The sequence below is a fragment of the Flavisolibacter ginsenosidimutans genome (assembly GCF_007970805.1).
Classification (GTDB): Bacteria; Bacteroidota; Bacteroidia; order Chitinophagales; family Chitinophagaceae; genus Flavisolibacter; species Flavisolibacter ginsenosidimutans.
In genome coordinates this window covers 3,205,397-3,223,579 of sequence record NZ_CP042433.1, presented here as the reverse complement: position 1 = coordinate 3,223,579, position 18,183 = coordinate 3,205,397, and the positions used below count along the sequence as shown (strand labels likewise).

Sequence of the window (18,183 nt, the reverse complement as noted above, 5' to 3'; positions counted from 1 at the left end):
CCCTTTCGGAAGTGCTCTTATCAATCAAACAAAACACGAAAGCTTTAGAACGGATAACCAATGGCCAAGTTGAAAACCAGGTTGTCTCTTCGCCAGGTTGGATCGCCAAACCGTACGTCGTTCAGCACCCAGCGGTTGCCCGGTGTTTGCCAGGGCTTGCGTATCGGGAAGGCAAGGTCCAGGCGAATGACGAATAATTGAATATCCAGCCGGATGCCGACACCGGCATCCATTGCCAACTGTTTCAGGAAGTCTTTCCCGAACGTGGCACCGGGCCTTGTGGAGTCGTTGTTGGCCAGCCAAATGTTGCCGGCATCCACAAACACAGCGCCGTACAAAGGACCCGAAATTTTCGGCCGCAGTTCGGTGTTCAGTTCCAATTTTAAATCACCGGTTTGATCGGGAATGTAACCTTGCGAGGTTGGCAACGCCAGGTAAGAACCCGGGCCTACGGTGCGGCTTCGGAAGCCGCGCAAACTGTTGTTGCCGCCCGAGAAGTATTGCTTGATGTAGGGCAATTGCCTTGAGTTGCCGTAAGGCAATCCATAGCCCAAAATGATGCGGTTGGCCCACGTATTGCTCAAGCCCAGTTTGCGGTAATAACGACCGTCGGCCTCTACTTTTATGTATTGCGCAAAGGGTATGTTGAACAATTTCTTACCGGGCACCACCAGCCCCGCAAGGTTGCCGGAAATATCGCCGAGCAGGTTAAAGTAAAACGAATTGATTTTTTGAAAACCCGCCGCCTGCTGGTTAATGTTCAGTTGGTAAGTTGAACCAAGAATAAACTGCTTGTCAATGATGTGGCGGTACACAAAGTTTGTGTCCACCAATTTTTGAAACGAGTCGTTGACGTTGCGCGGTTGCGCATAGGTGATGGCGATGGGGTAAAGCTCGTGCGATTTCACGGGAGACTCTTTCCACAAATAACCCAGGCCGCCGTGAAAGCTGTTGAGCGAGTAAAGGCCACTTCGCGTAAGTTGTTCATAGCCCAATTGAATGTTGGTTCGCGGCACGTAGGCGCTCTTGCTCTTCATGTGAAAGAAAGGCACCACAAAACGCGGAATGGCAAAATTGATTTCGCCGCCAAGCCGAAACGTACTCACACCCGAGAAGGAACCCGCGAATTGTGCTTCGGTGCCCGCGTATACCTTAAGGTCCATTTGCTCACCGGCACGGAAGGCGTTGCGGTGCGTAAAGCCCAGCGTGATTTCGCTGCCGTTCATGTTGTTGCTTCTTGTTTCGGCGCCAATTTCGGCCCGCAGCGCTTTCTCCGGATACGGAGTCAGGTAGTAGTAGGCGTTAAGCTTTGGCGTGTCGGTGGCTACTTTTTCAAAACGGTTTTTTACAAATTTGAACACGTTCAGATTCATCAGCCTTTGTAAGGTTTTGTTGTGGTTAGTGCGGTTGTACACATCTCCGGGATGAAAGGTCATCACGTTGGTAAACAGCTTGGGTTTGAATTTTCCCAACGGATCAATGATGTGAAAGCCTTCGTACAATTGCCCTTCGCTGTGCGCCGTATCTCTTCGGGCACTGTTCAGGCTATAATTGCTGTAGACGTAAACATTGTTGATGCGGTAAGACTCCTGGGCTTGCGCCGGCGTGGTGGGCTTTACCACTACCCGCATTCCTACTTTGTAATCTTTTGCATAGGTACTGTCCACTTGCACCAACAGGTATTCGGGGCTGAAATAATAATAGCCTCTTTCTTTCACCAGGGCGTCAATGCGTTCGCGTTCGCCTTTGATCAGATCAAGGTCATACGGCGCACCCACTTTCAACAAGGTGTTTTTACTGATGGTGTCAATGACCGCTGACAGCGGCGTGGTGTCTTTTGAAAATGTTACCGAGGCGATGTGGTATTGCGGACCGGCGTTGGCCGTATAAGTAACGCTTGCTTTTTTCTTTTTCCAGGTAGAATCGGCGCTTACCGTTGCACCAAAAAAACCTTTGTTCTGTAAGTGATTTTGCAGAAGCGTGGTGTTGGCGCTAAGGCTAACACTGCTGGCCAAAACGGGCGGTTCGCCCAGGCGTTGCTGAAGATTGTGTTTGAGGCCTTTTGTTTTTGTGGTGTAAAAGAAATTCCAAAGCAAAAGCTTAAACGGAATGCCGAGGAAACGTCCGTTTGGCCGGGGCCGCGTAAGTCCCGTTAAGTCTTCGAGCAACACTTTTTTTTCTTGCTTGCTTGTGTTTTCTGCGTTCAATTTCACGTTTGCTCCGGTGTACAAGGCATCGCCTTCGGGTATGTGTTTCGTAGCGCTGCAAGCCGCAAGAAAAATGAGCAATGTGCAATGAGCAATAAGCAAACGGCAATTAGAAATCGGCAATGCGTACTTGCCGGGTGCACGTCTCCTGTTGTTTGTTGTACATTGTTTGTTGTTCATTGCATATTGTTCGTTGGGCATTGCCAATTGCTTCCTCATGGATTGGGTTCTTTTTGGTTATCTCTGTTAACGACTCTCTTCCGTTTGCGGAACAGATCCGCGAAACGGTCGTAATCAAGGGTGATGATGAAGCGCAATCCGGTTTCGATGATGTAGCCGTCAACCACACCGAAATAGTCATTCTTGCGGTAAGCCCGCAGCATGTAGCGTCCATCGCGGCTCAACTGGTAATTGACGGCGATGTTGCCCGCAATGTTGTTGCTCTGCTGGCCCGTTTGCTGCGGTCCTTCCAATTCAAAATTGCTGCCCACGGTTACGGTGAGACGGTCGTTAAGCAAGCGCTTGCTCAGGCCTACGTTTAAGTCCGTGCGGTTGCGGCGTTCGCCGGTCGTGTAATCGTCGGTAGAAGCAATGTCGAAGTTGAGGTCAACGCCCTGAATTAAATTTTGCGCAAGGCCGTTCAGTTGTTCGGTCAACAGTTTGCTGACGCTTTGCCTTGCCAACGCACCCGCATCAAAGCCGCCGCCGCTGCCGCTGCTTTGAAAAGGATTCTCACCCACAAAACGGTTCAGCAACAAAAGCGCAAACACTTGTTTGTTTAACTCCGAAGGTTCTTGCCGCAATTGCGCCAGTCGCGTTTCCACGTTGGTAATAATGTCCGACGAGACGTTGTAGTTTTTGTCTTCGGGCAACACAATGTCAAAGGTGATTTGCGGCTTCATCAAATCACCCTGCATGTCGAGGAAAACCTGGAAGGGAAGCTTTTGCAAGTAGGTGTTGCGAATGGCCTGGTTGGAAGCCGAGATGTAATTGCTCACCAAATCAAGCGGCGCAGTGTTGGCAACGTAAATGGCTTTCACATCCAGCGAAGCGTCCGTTGGTTCGCCGTTCCAGGTGATCTTGCTTCCTTTTTCAATATCAAATTTTCGTTGCAGAAAATTGTACGTGAGCTGGTACGAGCCCTGGTCAATGGTGTAGGTGCCGGTGAGGTTTACTTTGCCGCTTGGGTCAATGCCCGCGGTCATGGCTGCGTCACCTTGCAACGCAACAAAGTCGCCGTTGGCTTCGTCAATGACGATGTTGAATTTTGCTTCTTTCTTGATGGTAAGATTTGTTGCAATGTCGTAGCCGATCAAAGCCGTGGCTTTGTTCAACGAATCGTAATTGGCGAGAAAGAGCGAATCCGCACCGGGGTTGTCAAAGTCCACAAACTCTACCACGCCTTCACGCGACACGACGCCGGGATCGGTTTGCGGAACGACAACGGTAAAGTCGGTGCCTTCGTCCACCGTCAGGTTGCCGTCCACTTTCGGTGCAGCTTCCGTGCCGGTAACGTGCATGTTGGTAGTGATGAAAAGGTTGCCGTAATAAATCTCGCCTTGTTTTTTCGAAAGACTGATGGCTCTAAAGTGCCGGCCTCTTATGGTAAGATCAAAATTGTAATTGATAAAGTTTGTTGTGCCCACAAGTCCGTTGATGTTGATGGGCGTGTTGGCCGAATCGCGTACCGAAAATTTGTTGAACTCAAGTCCCTTGTTGCTTACCAGCACCAGCGATTCATTATCTACCCGCAACGGGCCGCCAATGGCAAGCGTCGAAACGGCTACGTTATCGAAATTGATTTTGCCGTCAATCACCGGCGCAGCCGTTGTGCCGCGCAGCGATACGTTGCCATTCACAGCACCGGATGCCGAGGTCACAAAATCTTTCAATGCACCTTCAAAAGTTCCCATCTCCAAGCGGCGAACGGCAAGGTCAAGGTTCATCGCAATGTCTTTGCCTTGCGGTTCGGCGTAGCCTGTAATGGAAAGGTCGTTGCCTCTGCCGGTAAGCGTTACGTTGGCATTGTAACGGCTGCCGGTGGAACTCACTTTCGCGTTCAAATTACCCAACGTGTCTTTGCGCAGGCTTAAATCATTCACGGTTAAATCGGTTGTGAACAAAGGCTGTTGCATAAGGTTGGTGAACGTAGCGTTGCCGTTGATTACACCGTCAACCAAAACGGAATCTGATTTAATAAAACCCGTGATGGTAGCGATGCGGAAGTTGGTGAATCGTGCTTCCAATGGTTGCGATGCACCGCTACCCGGAAGGCTTTGAATGGTGAGTTGTTGGGCCCCTTTCGCAAGCGTAAAATCGTTTGCTGTGATGGCCGTTTTTCCAATCACAATACGGTTGTTTGGGGTTACCGTCCAAGGCTCGTAATTCAACCGCAGGCTATCGGAGTTCAGATGAAAACTCATGTCACCATTAACAGGCATGGCAACCAAGCCGCTTAAAAAATATTTTTGTTTTTGTGCTTTGTCATCAATGCCCACGGAGAAGTTGATGTTGTTGTTCATGGCCGTGGCGTTGATGGTTGTTTTGTAAATGTCAAACGAACCACCGGTTTTCAGCCGGTCAACGGTTCCGCTTGCGTGCAAGCCGCTGGCATCGGTAAATACATTCGCTTTTAGATTGTTGATTTCGTTTGTTCCGTAAATGATGGAAGGCGCCGTAACAGTCGCCTGCAAGCCTTGCCCTGTTGCCAACGTGCCTTCGGCATGAACGTTATCGGCCTTCTTCAAATCAGGAACAAAGGCTACCAATGCCGGTGAATAAATTAAATCGGCGGTAAAGCGAATGTTGTACGGCGCCAACGGCCTGTTGCTTGCCGGCGTGCCGGTGTTCCAATACGGCGAGATGTTGTTCAAAAAGATATCGCCTAAATCGGTGAGCTTGTACTGGCCGCGCAACTCCGCACGAACAATGTCGCTGTTAAGCGTAATGAAGGTTTCGCCGTCGTTGCCTGCGGCAAGTGAAACTGAATCCAGCACAAGGCGATTGGTGCCTGCAACTACAAGGCCTTTTGTAATCAAAATGTTTCCGGCCAGTTTATCGGGATTGATGCTGGCAATGTCGCCGGCTATTTTTCCGCGGAAGATTAACGGCTCTGATGCAAAGCCAAGCTTGTCGGCTTTCACGCTGTCAATCATGCCGTCAATTTTATACGGACCGTAACCGGCATAATCACCGCTGGCCGTTAACGTAACCGCTGCGTTCGGGTCTTTCACGTTTGCGTGAACGTTGAAAGCCGTTTTATTCAATGTGCCATTCAGGTTAATGTTGCGGTAGTTGTAATGATTGTAGCCAACGGAATTGATGTTCGCCGAAAATTTTGTGTTGATGGTATTGGGTGTAATGCCGTGGCCCGTTGCGGTAAACCGTCCGGTTAGATTTCCAATCGTCCCTTGTTGTTTTAAAATTTTTCCGAGTTGAAGATTGGAGGCCAGCACTCTTGCGTTGTACGACATTGCCGCTGGATTCGTCAGGTTGGCGAAGCTGCCATCGAGCACCACGTTGCCGTCGGTTGTATTTACGTTGAGCGTTGTATTCAATCGTCCTGCATTGCCGCTGATGTATCCCGAAGCATTGATGGTCTGCGGCAAACTTAGCGGCAGTGATTTCAAGCTCGAACCGGCAAACAAGGCAAGGTCGTTCTGGTTTGTTGTAAAGCGGCGGATGGTAAAATTGCCGCCGGCGTTGTTCGGGTTTGTCAAGCCGCTTAACGTGCCGCTTGCATTGAGATGTGTGTTTTGCAATCCGTCAAATTTCAAGTCGGCAACATTCATGCGATCCATTGTTCCTTTGGCTACGAGGTTCATGTGCCACACGTCGTTCGGATTGCGCAAGGCCGGCTGCGACCGAAGCTGCGGCGCAAAGGTGAGAATGTCTTTCACCTGCACACGGCTATCGGTTACGTCTATGTCAAACACGGTGCGTTCAAAATGTTTGCTCAGTTCATCAAGCGAAGCGTATTGCAACACGAGGCTGCGCTTTAATTCCGTACCCGGTGTTTTGATCAACAAATTCTTTAAGTAAGATTGGTGATTGGCATACAACAAATCACCGTGAACCTCATTCAACACGAAACCACTTTTTTCTTTGAAAGAACCTTTCGTGATTGTTGTGCCGGTTGAATCATTGTTCATGACAAAATTGTCGGCGTACAGCGTGAGGCTGTCAAATTTGAGGTGACTGTAATCCATCCCGTAGTTGAGTGCCGGTTTGCTGTCATCGTTGAAAACAACGTTGTTGTTGTCAAAGCGAACCTTGTCTATTTTAAAATCCCAACCCGCAGTGCTTTCGGCCGCTACTTCCTGCTTGGCTTGTTGCTTCACCACTTGCGCACCTTGCTTTGCGCCCATTCGAATGTTAGCCGTTGTGTTGGCCAAATCCAATTCGTCCAGATAAATTTTGTTGTGCTGAAGATCCAACAGCTTGCCGTCAACTTTTAATTTGCCGATGTTGATGTTTGCGTACATCGCCGACACATCGTTGTCGTATTGTATCGCAACCTTTGAAACGTCCAGTACGCCAAAGTTCAAGTGCATGGGAGAAGGCGTCGCCGCTTCTTTCAAATCCTGCGACATTGGCTTGGGTTGCAAGAGCGGCGTCATTTGTTTCATGCGCACAACGCTGTTCCGCAGAATGAGTGTGGGAAAATCAAAGGTTTGCGTGTAGGGGTCAAGCGAATCAATCGTTGTGGTGGCGTAGCCAATCTTTGCAAACAAATCATTGCCGGTAATCACGTCTTTGTATGTGACGGCAACGTTGTCCAGCGTTACGTCGCTCACATTCAATTTCATGGGTGCGCCGGTGCTGGTATCCTTTGTGGCGCCACTGGTGAAGGCATTTACGACAAACTGGTAATTGAAAACCGTGTCGGGCAAGGCACGTTTAATTTTTGCCGTTATGTTTTGTAGCTCGATGCCTTTTACTTCCACCTCGTTTGAAAGGAGTTTTAGAAAAGCCACGTTGGCTTTAATGGTGCCGCCGGCAATCAAAGTGTCTTTTGTCTGGTCTTCGATGTAAACGTTTTGCAGTGCCACATTGCCGGAAAGGCCGAAAGAAATGCGGCCGATCTGCACCCGTGTGTGCAATTTGTTTTGAAGGTAATTTTCAACCTTGCCCGTCAGAAACTTTTGCACGGGCGGCGTGAGAAGGAGTAAGAATACAACAATGACAAACAGCAGCAGAAACAGAACCGTCTTGGCAACGATCCGTGCAATGCGCACAGGCAGGCTTCTCTTCGGTTTTTCTGTTTTGGGCGCTTGATGTTTTTCTTCTTGCATGGGCGATAGTTAAGGCGTGGCTCTTGTTATGCGGCAAATAACATTCCCTCAAACAAGCTGAGCGAATTCTTGGACAGATAAATCAATTACACAGATGAATGTCTTGTTTACCAACCGCTGTTATCCCTTTCCTTCAATCCTTGTAGAAAATGTTCTACAAGGATTGAAGCGGGACTTCAAACAAATGAGACAGATCATTTTGTTGGTGAACGTCATCATTTCTTAATAAAATGTGATTGACTAAAAGACTGAATCATCGCAACTTTGACGCAAATTTTAACTCATGAGAAAAAAGAACGCTTTCCTTTTGATTGCTTTTCTTTTGGTCTCTTTTGTAAACGTCTTTTCCCAGGAAACTACCTCTGAGCTACAAGGGGTGGTGACCGGCGAAAGCGGACAGGCGTTACAAGGGGCCAGCATTACAGCAATCCATTTGCCTACGGGCACGAGGTACACCACTTCTACGCGAAGTGACGGACGTTACAATTTGCCGAACGTTCGTGTGGGCGGCCCTTACGAAGTGACCGCTACTTTTGTGGGCTTTCAGCCATCCAAACAAAGTGACATAACTCTCTCTCTCGGCACGGCTTACAAAGCCGATTTTACATTGATTTCATCAGCCGGCAACCTTACGGAAGTCACGGTATCGGCAACCCGCAGCGACAAGGTTTTCAGCCGCAGCCGCACGGGTGCAGCCGAAGTAATTACCCGTTCACAGATCGAGCGTTTACCAACCGTTAGCCGCAGCTTGCAGGAATTGACTCGTTTGACGCCTTCGGCCAACAACACACCGTTTGGAACTTCGTTCGGTGGCCGTAGCTCATCGTACAACAACTTAACGGTAAACGGTGCGTCGTTCAACAACACCTTTGGTCTTTCCGGTACGCTTGGCGGACAAACCAACTCGCAACCCATTTCGCTTGATGCGCTGGACCAGGTGCAGGTGAACATTGCTCCGTATGATGTAACGCTTGGTTCGTTCACAGGCGCAGGCATTAATTCGGTTACAAGAAGTGGTACAAACAACTATCGCGGCTCTGTTTATTATTACTGGAGAAACCCGTATTTAACGGGAACAAGAGTAGGGACGGTGACGTTGAACTCACAGGATTTTAATTATTATACAACCGGCGCAAACCTTGGCGGTTATATCATCAAAAACAAGTTGTTCTATTTCGTAAGCTACGAAAGAGAAAGACTGGCGCAACCCGCCACAAGCTTTACAGCAAGCCGCACAGGCAAGCCTGCCGTTCCGGGTGCTGTATCGCAGGCCAACGGCGATACGCTGGATGCTCTGCGCAACTTCCTCGTATCAAAATACGGATACGATCCCGGGCCTTATGAGAACTACAATTACAACACAAATTCCGACCGGGCTACGGTTCGCGTAGATTACAACATCAACAGCAAGAACACGTTTTCCGTCAACTACTTTTACCTGAAGAGCAACCGGAACGTTGTGCCCAGCACCAGCGGTTCACTGTCAGGCGGACGTACGGCCAGCAACACGGGCATGCCGTTCTTTGCTTCGTCTTATGTTATCAACAACAACTTCAACATCGTCATTGCGGAGTTGAATACACGCTTCTCCAACCAGTTGTCGAACAAGTTACAGGTAGGTTACAACCGCCTGCGTGACTTCCGTTCTTCACCCGGCGGCATCTTCCCGCTGGTTGATATTGGAAACGGTTCGGGCAGCACCTATACGTCATTTGGTTATGAACCTTTCACGGCCTTCAATGTGTTGAACACGGACACGTATCAGTTCAACGACATCGTGAGCTTGTTCAAAGGCAAACACAATATCACCCTTGGTACGCAGAATACCTACAACAAATTCCGCAACGGTTTTGCACCAAACTATTACGGTGCTTACCAGTTCCCGAGTTTGACGGCATTCTATCAATCCGCTATCAACGGTTTGCCAACTGCAACACGCTACGAGTTGCGTTATTCTGCACGCAAAGGCGGCGAGTTCCCTTACGCAGATATCTCTGCTTTGCAATTAGGATTCTTTGCACAGGACCGTTGGAATGCCTCAAACAATTTTGTGTTGACGGTCGGCTTGCGTGCTGATCTTCCGATCTTCGGAAACAGCTTTGGCGACAACACGGTTGCTGATGCCCTGGTCTTCCGCAACGGGGTTACGATTAACACAGGCCGCAAACCGAAAACGGCCGTGTTGTGGAGCCCACGCGTTGGCTTTAACTGGGACGTGAACGGAAACAAGACCGTGCAAGTTCGCGGTGGCTTGGGCGTGTTTGCCGGTGCGCCTCCGTTTGTGTGGGTTTCAAACCAGGCCAGCAACAACGGTGTGGACTTTGGTTCGTTCGTAAAAACATCGGGTGTTGCGTTTAGCCCTGATGTAAACGCAAATCGCCCTGTGGGTGCGGCTGCCAATACCTCGTACAACCTGGCGGTAACAGACGAGAACTTTAAGTTCCCGCAAATTTTCCGTAGCAACCTCGCGGTTGACAAGAAAATTTTTGCCGACATCACCGCTACGTTAGAGGGCATTTATACAAAAGACATCAACGCTGTTTATCACCAGAACGTGAACCTGCCTTCAACGGGTACACCGCTGGTTGGTCCTGACAACCGCATTCGCTACACATCAACACAGATTTACAGCGGCGCTGGCGGCGCTTCGCTGACCAATCCGAATATTTCGGATGCGATTTTGATGACGAACACGTCGAAAGGTTACTCGTACACCGTCACTGGTCAGTTGCAACGCAACGTGAACAACCTGTACACGATGGTGGCTTATACTTACGGAAAGAGCAAGTCTGTAAACGACGGTGGTTCGATTGCGCAGTCTATCTGGCGCGACCGTCCCATAAGCGGCGACCCGAACGTACCGGAGTTGGGCTATTCAAACTACAATCAACCGCACCGCGTAGTGGCCGCTGCTTACTATCGTCTTGAGTACGCAAAATACTTTGCCACTTCAATTGGCTTTACCTACGAAGCGGCCAACGGCGGCACAGCAAGTTATACCTACAACGGCGACGTAAACAACGATGCCCTTACCGGCAACGATTTGATTTACGTTCCGCGCAATCAAAGCGAGATTGTGTTGGTAGCAGATAATGCTTCCGACGCACGTTCCACTACGGTGTTGTGGAACCAGTTGAACGCATACATCAACCAGGATCCTTACCTGAGTCACAGGAGAGGTTTGTACGCGGAAAGAAACGGCTTGATGCTGCCTTTCTACAAACGTCTTGACCTGAATTTTACGCAGGACTTTATGTTGCACGTGGGCAAGCGCACAAACACCTTGCGCTTCACCGCTGACGTTTACAATTTCGGAAACCTGATCAACAAGAACTGGGGCATCTTCCGCACTACGAGCCGTTCTTTGGGTTCGGGCAACAACTATTCGTTGCTGAACTTCAAAGGAATTGTTAGCTCGGGTCTTGATGCCGGCAAGCCTTCGTTCTCGTTCCCATATTTGGATGCAACGAATCAAATTCCGTTGACTAGCTCTTTCCAAAACAGCACGAGTCAGTCATCGCGTTTCCAAATTCAATTGGGCATTCGCTACATCTTTCAGTAAGATGACGGATGAAAGATGACAGATGACAGCACTTCAGATCAACAAAAAACCTCTCTGAATTCAGAGAGGTTTTTTGTTGATCTGCTTACATTGGCGTAAGCAATCTTTCATCTTTCATCCGTCATCTCCTTACTTGATTTCTCCCACCATGTTTGCCGGCACTACCCATTGGTCAAATTCTTCGGGTGTAACGTAGCCAAGCTTCACGGCCATTTCTTTTAGCGTTGTTCCCTCTTTGTGTGCTTTCTGCGCAATTTCAGCGGCTTTGTAATAACCAATTTTTGTGTTGAGAGAAGTTACCAGCATCAGCGAATTGTCAACGTGCTTTTTAATGTTCTCTTCAATAGGCTGAATGCCGACGGCACACCTGTCATTAAACGAAACGCAGCCGTCGCCAATCAACCGTGCGCTGTGCAGAAAGTTGTAGATCATTACTGGCTTGAACACGTTCAATTCAAAATGCCCCATTGAGCCGCCAATGTTAATGGCAACATCGTTGCCCAACACTTGCGCGGCAATCATCGTCAGCGCTTCGCACTGCGTAGGATTTACTTTGCCCGGCATGATGGACGAACCCGGCTCGTTGTCGGGAATAAAAATTTCGCCAATGCCGCTGCGTGGACCCGATGACAACATGCGGATGTCGTTGGCAATTTTCATCAGGCTAACGGCTACTGTTTTCAAAGCGCCGTGTGCTTCCACAATCGCATCGTGTGCGGCTAATGCTTCAAACTTATTTTCCGCCGTTCTAAACGGAAGACCGGTTAATTGTGCAATGTGTTTGGCAACGTTTTCCGAATAACCTTTTGGTGTGTTGATGCCCGTACCAACAGCCGTACCGCCAAGCGCCAGTTCCGATAAATGATCAAGCGTGTTTTTAATCGCTTTCAATCCATGATCCAATTGCGAAACGTAACCGCTAAACTCTTGTCCCAAAGTCAACGGCGTGGCATCCATGAAATGCGTGCGGCCAATCTTCACCACATTCATAAATGCCTTGCTTTTTTCGGCCAACGTATTGCGCAACTTTTCTATACCGGGAATGGTTGTCTCCACCAAAATTTTGTAAGCCGCAATGTGCATCGCAGTAGGAAAGGTGTCGTTCGACGATTGCGATTTGTTTACGTCGTCGTTGGGATGCAAAACCTTCTCTTTGTCTTCCAGTTTGCCGCCGTTTAAAACGTGTGCACGGTAAGCCACCACTTCGTTCACGTTCATGTTGCTTTGCGTACCACTACCGGTTTGCCAAACCACGAGCGGAAAATATTCATCGAGTTTTCCTTCTAAAATTTCATCACACACGCGGCTAATCAATTCCATTTTTTCTTTGGGCAGAACGCCGGCTTCGAAGTTGGTGATGGCTGCGGCCTTTTTTAAATACGCAAAGGCGCGAATAATTTCCTTGGGCATTCGGTTGATGTCCTGCGCAATTTTAAAGTTGTCGATGCTGCGCTGCGTTTGTGCGCCGTAATAGGCGTCAACGGGCACTTGCACCTCGCCCATGGTATCTTTTTCGATGCGGTAATTTGACATGGCAATGTTTTGAGTGGCGCAAAGATAAACGCCGGGAAAAGAAAAGCTGCAGCGGACCGTTTCAATGCGTAAGAGACATTGGCCCATCGTATAAATTTCTGCGAAGCATTGGTTGTTTCGGCTTTTTGACCTAAACTTGAATCGCTGTTTTCAACGTTGTTTGCCGCATTGAATTTCTTTTACAAAACTTAACCGGCTTATGTTTACCCTTGCTACCCTTTGCAAAAGGATTTTTGTCTGTTGCCTCTGCTTTCTTCCTGCCTTGTTTTCCGCAGCCCAGGAGGAACCCGTTCCGTTTGGACAATTTCTTATAGCCGAAATGGATTTAAAAGAATGTCCCTTTGACAAAAGCGCCGATGCCGTTGTGCTGCTTGATCAGGCAGTGGCCGGGTACGACGATCAATACAAACTCATAACCGACCACCGCGTTCGCATTAAGGTTTTAAAACAAAAGGGTGTTGAACAGGGCAACGTTGTCATTCCGTACTATAGCGCCAACGGTTACGAATACCTCATAAACATTAGCGCCGTAGTGATAACACCCGGAGAAAACGGTTCCATCTCAACCAGCGTGCTGGACGAAAAACAGATCTTTAACAGAAAGGTGAGTTCGCTGTACTCAACCTACACTTTTGCCCTGCCCAATGTAAAAGTTGGCAGCATCATTGACTACAAATATCAAAGCATAAAGCGGCGCTTTGCCAACGTACGCCGCTGGGAGTTTCAGAGTGATTTGCCGGTAATGACCAGCTCTTTTGAACTGGCGCCTATGGCCAATTCGGAATTTGCTTACAGCGTGCATAAAAGCGCCGAATATCCCATTCAAATTGTGCCGGACAAAGCCAACGGCAAGTACCGTTTTGTAATGCACGATATTCCCGGTCTTCGCAACGAAGTGTACACGGCCAGCACCGAAAGCTTTTTGCAACGCGTCAATTTTCAGTTTGCTTCTTACACCGATTACTATGGCAAGCAGAGTTATATGTCCACGTGGGATGAACTGACCAAGGACCTTTTGCTCGATGAGAGTTTTGGTTCGCAGGCAAACAAAAATCTTTCCGGCAGCCCGCTTATAAAAGAACTGCCGTCCACGTTTTCTCCAACCGAAAAACTCAAAGCGATTTACGATTACGTACGGTCGAATTTTGTATGGAACGGCATCAACTCCAAATATTGCGAGGACGGCGTAAAATCGGTGCTGGAAAAAAAGAAAGGAACCACCGGCGACATTAATTTGTTGCTTGTGGCCTTGCTGAAAAGCGCGGGCCTTGATGCTTATCCATTGCTTGCGAGTGAAAGGGACAACGGCCGCATTGACACGACCTATTCTTTTCTCGATCAATTCAACAAAGTGGTTGCGCTGGTAAACTGCGAAGGCAGGCAATACGTGTTGGACGGCTCCAACGGCCGCACGCCCTTTTTTATGGTGCCTTCCGATTTGCTAAACACTGCGGCTTACCTGGTGGAAAAAAAGCGTGGCCGCTTTGTTTACTTTACCAATTTGCCGCACCGCCTCAGTGAAGGTGTTATGCTGGCTGGCAGCGTAACAAAAGACGGTGAACTGCGCGGTTCAGCCGTTGTTGAAAGCCGCGATTATGCAAAGCTTCAAAAAGAGGCCCGCTACAAAAGCGATACGACCCGCTACCGCGATGCTTTGCTGAAACGCAATTCATTTTTGAAGATTGATTCCTTTTCCGTGGAAGGATTGAAAAATGATTCACTGGCGTTGCGTCAAGAGACGGGCTTTCATTATGCGCTGAAAAAATCGGGTGACTATTACTTACTGAACGCAAATCTATTTACCGGCTTCGCCGAAAATCCTTTCACCACGCAATACCGTTTTACCGACATTGATTTCGGTGCAAAATTCAGCAGCACGGTAACCGGTACGTTTGAACTGCCTGCAAATTTTACGACCGAGCCGCTCCCGCAAAACAAAAAGCTGGTATCGCCCGACCGGTCGATGTCCATCAGCCGGATCATTGAGAAGCGCGACAACATCCTCTATTTCAAATTGATCATTTTGATTGACCGCGAAGCGTACAAAGCCGATGAATACGATACGGTAAAGGCTTTCTTTAACGAGATGGTTGATTTGCTGAACGAACCCGTTTTACTGAAATCCAACTAAACGCATGTTGAAAACAATTGCCGCTGCTTTTGCCTGTTTTGTAATGCTCGTTGCACGAGGTCAGCAAGAGCCGTCCCCGCCTGCAACAACGCTTGCAAGCATACCGGAAGAATTAAAAAAAGACGCCGACGCCGTTTACAAACTTGATGAAGCCGTGCTCACTGTTCTTTCGCCTTCGGAATACACGTTGAAAGTGCACAAGGTTATGACGCTCTTGAATGCGGACGCTGCGTATCTTTTGCATCACCGCTTCACGGTTGATAAACTCTTTAAGGTGGAGGATATTGAAATAAAGGTGCTTGATGCTTTCGGGCAATTGGTAAAAAAATATACGAAGAAAGATTTTGAAACCGTAGCCGCTTACGATGGAATGACCTTGGTAACCGACGACAAAGTGATGAAACTTTACACGCCGGCGCCTGCTTATCCCTGTACACTCGACGTGCAATATACCCGGCATGCGACAGGCTATAACCAGTTTCTCAACAGGTATATTTACCAGTACCGGACCGTAACTGAGCTGTTTCGTTATGAAGTGTTTGCGCCCGTTTCACTGGACATCAGGCAACGTACGCTAAACCTAAGTGCAACGCCTCAGGTTGAGGCAATGGGCAACACAAAACGGTACGTCTGGGAGGTGAAAAACGTAAGTGCAAAAAAGTTTGAAACCGACGGCTATACGGCTTCATACTATATGCCAAGGATAGAAATAGCGCCGAACGAGTTTTCATATGACGGCTACAAAGGTGAGTTCCGCTCTTGGGCTGATTATGGCCGCTGGGCTTATAAACTCTTCGAAGAAAAAACACCGTTCAGTCAAGACCGCATTGCCGATATTAAAGAACTGGTGAAAGGAGCAAAGGACCGGCAGGAGATAATTAGTACACTATACCAATACCTGCAACACAATACACGCTATGTCAATATTCAGTTAGGCATTGGCGGCTGGAAGCCTTTTGCGATAAAATTTGTGGACGAAAACAAGTTTGGCGATTGCAAGGCACTGACCAATTACATGCGTTATTTGTTGCAGGCTGTGGGCATCATGGCTTACCCCGCTCTAATTAATTCTGGTTACGAGGAACCTGCAATTGATCCACAATTCCCGAACAATGTGTTTAGCCACGTTATTCTTTGCGTTCCCAATGATAAAGACACCACTTGGCTTGAGTGCACGAGTACGTACAACAAGGCCGGCGAATTGGGAACGTTTACCGAAAATAAAAAAGCCTTGCTGCTGACTGAAAATGGAGGCGTTATAGTAAACACACCGAAAAGCGATTACCGGGCCAACACCGTTTGCGCGAAGAGCACCGTAACAATCAACGCCGGGGGCGGCGCGACGATTCAGAACGAGGTTGCCAGCAGTGGCGAACCGGCTTCGTATTATCATGACGTTTTTCAACTGAAGGAAGACGAACAGAAACAACGCCTGATGCAAACGCTGCACTTCAAAAATCCGGACGAAATATCCGTTTCGTCTTTTGATGATAAAGGGCAGGCGGGTTTTGGCGTTGTCCGTACTTACGAAAGGTTCTACGATTTCAAATCGGGCAACAAGTATTTCCTCCCGCTCTGTGTCAACCGCTCGGCAACGGAACGCATGAAAGTTGCAACAAGGGAAACGGACTATTTGTTTGCCTATCCCTACGAGAAAAGCGATACCACGGTGTTCCACTTTCCGCAAGGATTTACGCCGGAGGCTTTGCCCGCCGGCAAAGAACTTCAATCTCCTTACAGCTATTATAAGCGAACTTGCCGCTACGATGCGGCCTCCAATCAACTTACAACAGTAAGCACCGTTTCGTTAAAGCAGCACGTCATTCCGGCGGCAGACTATCCGAAAGTGGCGCAGTTTTTCAACGACGTTATTGCGATAGAAGAAGAAAACATAATTGTAGTGAAGCAATAGCTTCGGCTTGTTTACAAACCGCAAAGCCTGCAACGAAAGAACCGCTTTCCCATAAGGCAGCCGCATCACTATTGTCTGCTTGGTTCGATTTTCGATTGAGGAATAAAGAAGCCAATTCCGGCGAATCAAAACGGGACGTAATGAAGCGGATAATTGTTGTGTTGATTATCATTTTCGGGGGGTGGGAAGCGGCGGTATTCATTATCAGCCGAAGCAACAATGCCAACGGCAGTCTTTTGGTTACAGATACCTCGCAGGCAAAAGCGCCGTTGTTGGACAGCGTTAAGCACGATAGCGTGAAAGCAGGCGAAGAATTGGACACAATAAAAAAGAATCCATTGGTTCTCCCCAAAGGGTCGATTGATACAAAGGCCGTGCAACCACAGCAGCTTGTTGACTTTGCCAAAACGTTGATTGGTACGCCTTATTTGTACGGCTCTACCGATCCGGCAAAAGGTTTCGATTGCTCGGGTTTTATCACCTATGTTTTCAAACATTTTGATGTTGTCGTGCCGCGGTCGTCCATTGATTTTACCCATGTGGGAAAGGAAGTCAGTGGCGCCGATGCAAGGAGCGGCGATTTGATTTTGTTCACCGGCACGGACAGCACCGAACGCTTTGTCGGGCACATGGGCATTGTGGTTTCCAATACCGACACTTTGCGTTTTATTCATTCCACATCGGGCAAACAACACGGCGTAACAATTACACCGCTAAACAAATATTACCAGGGCAGATATGTGAAAACAATTCGGGTCTTCCCTTAAGAATTACCGGCTTTTAAATGCGGGCTTTCTTTTCTCTAAAAATGCAGATGTTCCTTCTTTCATGTCCTCGGTAGCAAAGCATTCGCCGAAGCTTTCCAATTCTGTCTGATAACCTTTATCGGAATAAGCTGCGTTTGCCGCCGCGATGCATTTGCCCACAGCCAGCGGTGCTTTGGCAAGAATGATTTCTAAAATAGATTTTGTTTTATTCAGCAACTCTTCCTGCGGCACTACGTGATTCACCAAGCCGTATTGAAGCGCCGCTTGCGCATCAATAATATTGCCCGTCATCAGCAGTTCTAATGCACGGCCTTTGCCAATCAATTGCACCAAACGTTGCGTACCACCGTAACCCGGTATCAAGCCAAGGTTTACTTCGGGTTGGCCAAACCTTGCGTTCTCGCTGGCAATGCGAAAATGACAAGCCATAGCTAACTCGCAACCGCCACCAAGTGCAAAGCCGTTCACGGCCGCAATGATTGGCTTGCTGCTGTTTTCAATTTTAAAAAAAATGTCTTGTCCCTTTTTGGCAAGCGCTTTCCCTTCTTCTTTGCTCAAGCCTACAAACTCGCCGATGTCGGCCCCCGCAACAAATCCTTTTTGTCCTGCGCCGGTGAGAATGACCGCTTTGATTTGTGCGTTGCTTTCAATTTCGTCAAGTATCTTGTCAAGGTCGTTCATCACGTCTTTGTTTAGTGCATTCAGTTTATCGGGACGATTAATGGTGACGGTGAAGATGTTGTTGTCTAAGGATGTAAGCAGGGTTGTGTACATAAT

The 18,183-nt window shown here is 48.3% G+C and carries 8 protein-coding genes; 4 read left to right on the top strand and 4 right to left on the bottom strand.

Annotated features, from left to right (window positions below; genetic code table 11):
- Positions 1-44 precede the first annotated feature (44 nt).
- Positions 45-2,426 (bottom strand): translocation and assembly module lipoprotein TamL, encoded by a 2,382-nt coding sequence (gene tamL, locus FSB75_RS13400; RefSeq protein ID WP_227990581.1) that lies wholly within the window; start codon positions 2,424-2,426, stop codon positions 45-47.
- Entirely contained in the window at positions 2,423-7,501 is a 5,079-nt protein-coding gene (locus tag FSB75_RS13395; RefSeq protein ID WP_146788399.1) for a translocation/assembly module TamB domain-containing protein, read from the bottom strand. The genes tamL and FSB75_RS13395 overlap by 4 nt, the downstream gene beginning before the upstream one ends.
- A gap of 283 nt (positions 7,502-7,784) precedes the next feature.
- Between FSB75_RS13395 and FSB75_RS13390 the strand changes: the two genes are divergently transcribed.
- The gene (locus FSB75_RS13390) at positions 7,785-11,063 is read left to right on the top strand and encodes a TonB-dependent receptor (RefSeq protein WP_146788396.1); all 3,279 of its coding nucleotides are present in this window, start codon (positions 7,785-7,787) and stop codon (positions 11,061-11,063) included.
- A 129-nt stretch (positions 11,064-11,192) separates the two neighbouring features.
- Here FSB75_RS13390 and fumC read toward each other — a convergent pair whose 3' ends face one another.
- Positions 11,193-12,596 carry a class II fumarate hydratase gene (gene fumC, locus FSB75_RS13385; RefSeq protein WP_146788393.1) on the bottom strand — a complete coding sequence of 468 codons (1,404 nt, stop codon included), beginning with the start codon at positions 12,594-12,596 and terminating at the stop codon, positions 11,193-11,195.
- A gap of 319 nt (positions 12,597-12,915) precedes the next feature.
- On the opposite strand from fumC, the gene FSB75_RS13380 reads away from it, so the two are divergent.
- From FSB75_RS13380 to FSB75_RS13370, 3 genes are all read left to right on the top strand, one after another.
- Positions 12,916-14,727 carry a DUF3857 and transglutaminase domain-containing protein gene (locus FSB75_RS13380; protein WP_172623147.1) on the top strand — a complete coding sequence of 604 codons (1,812 nt, stop codon included), beginning with the start codon at positions 12,916-12,918 and terminating at the stop codon, positions 14,725-14,727.
- Between the two features lie 4 nt (positions 14,728-14,731).
- The gene (locus FSB75_RS13375) at positions 14,732-16,639 is read left to right on the top strand and encodes a DUF3857 domain-containing protein (RefSeq protein WP_146788388.1); all 1,908 of its coding nucleotides are present in this window, start codon (positions 14,732-14,734) and stop codon (positions 16,637-16,639) included.
- A 140-nt stretch (positions 16,640-16,779) separates the two neighbouring features.
- Entirely contained in the window at positions 16,780-17,406 is a 627-nt protein-coding gene (locus tag FSB75_RS13370; protein WP_146788385.1) for a C40 family peptidase, read from the top strand.
- Between the two features lie 3 nt (positions 17,407-17,409).
- Here the strand turns inward: FSB75_RS13370 and FSB75_RS13365 are convergent, their stop codons facing one another.
- The gene (locus FSB75_RS13365) at positions 17,410-18,180 is read right to left on the bottom strand and encodes an enoyl-CoA hydratase/isomerase family protein (RefSeq protein WP_172623146.1); all 771 of its coding nucleotides are present in this window, start codon (positions 18,178-18,180) and stop codon (positions 17,410-17,412) included.
- Positions 18,181-18,183: the final 3 nt, after the last annotated feature.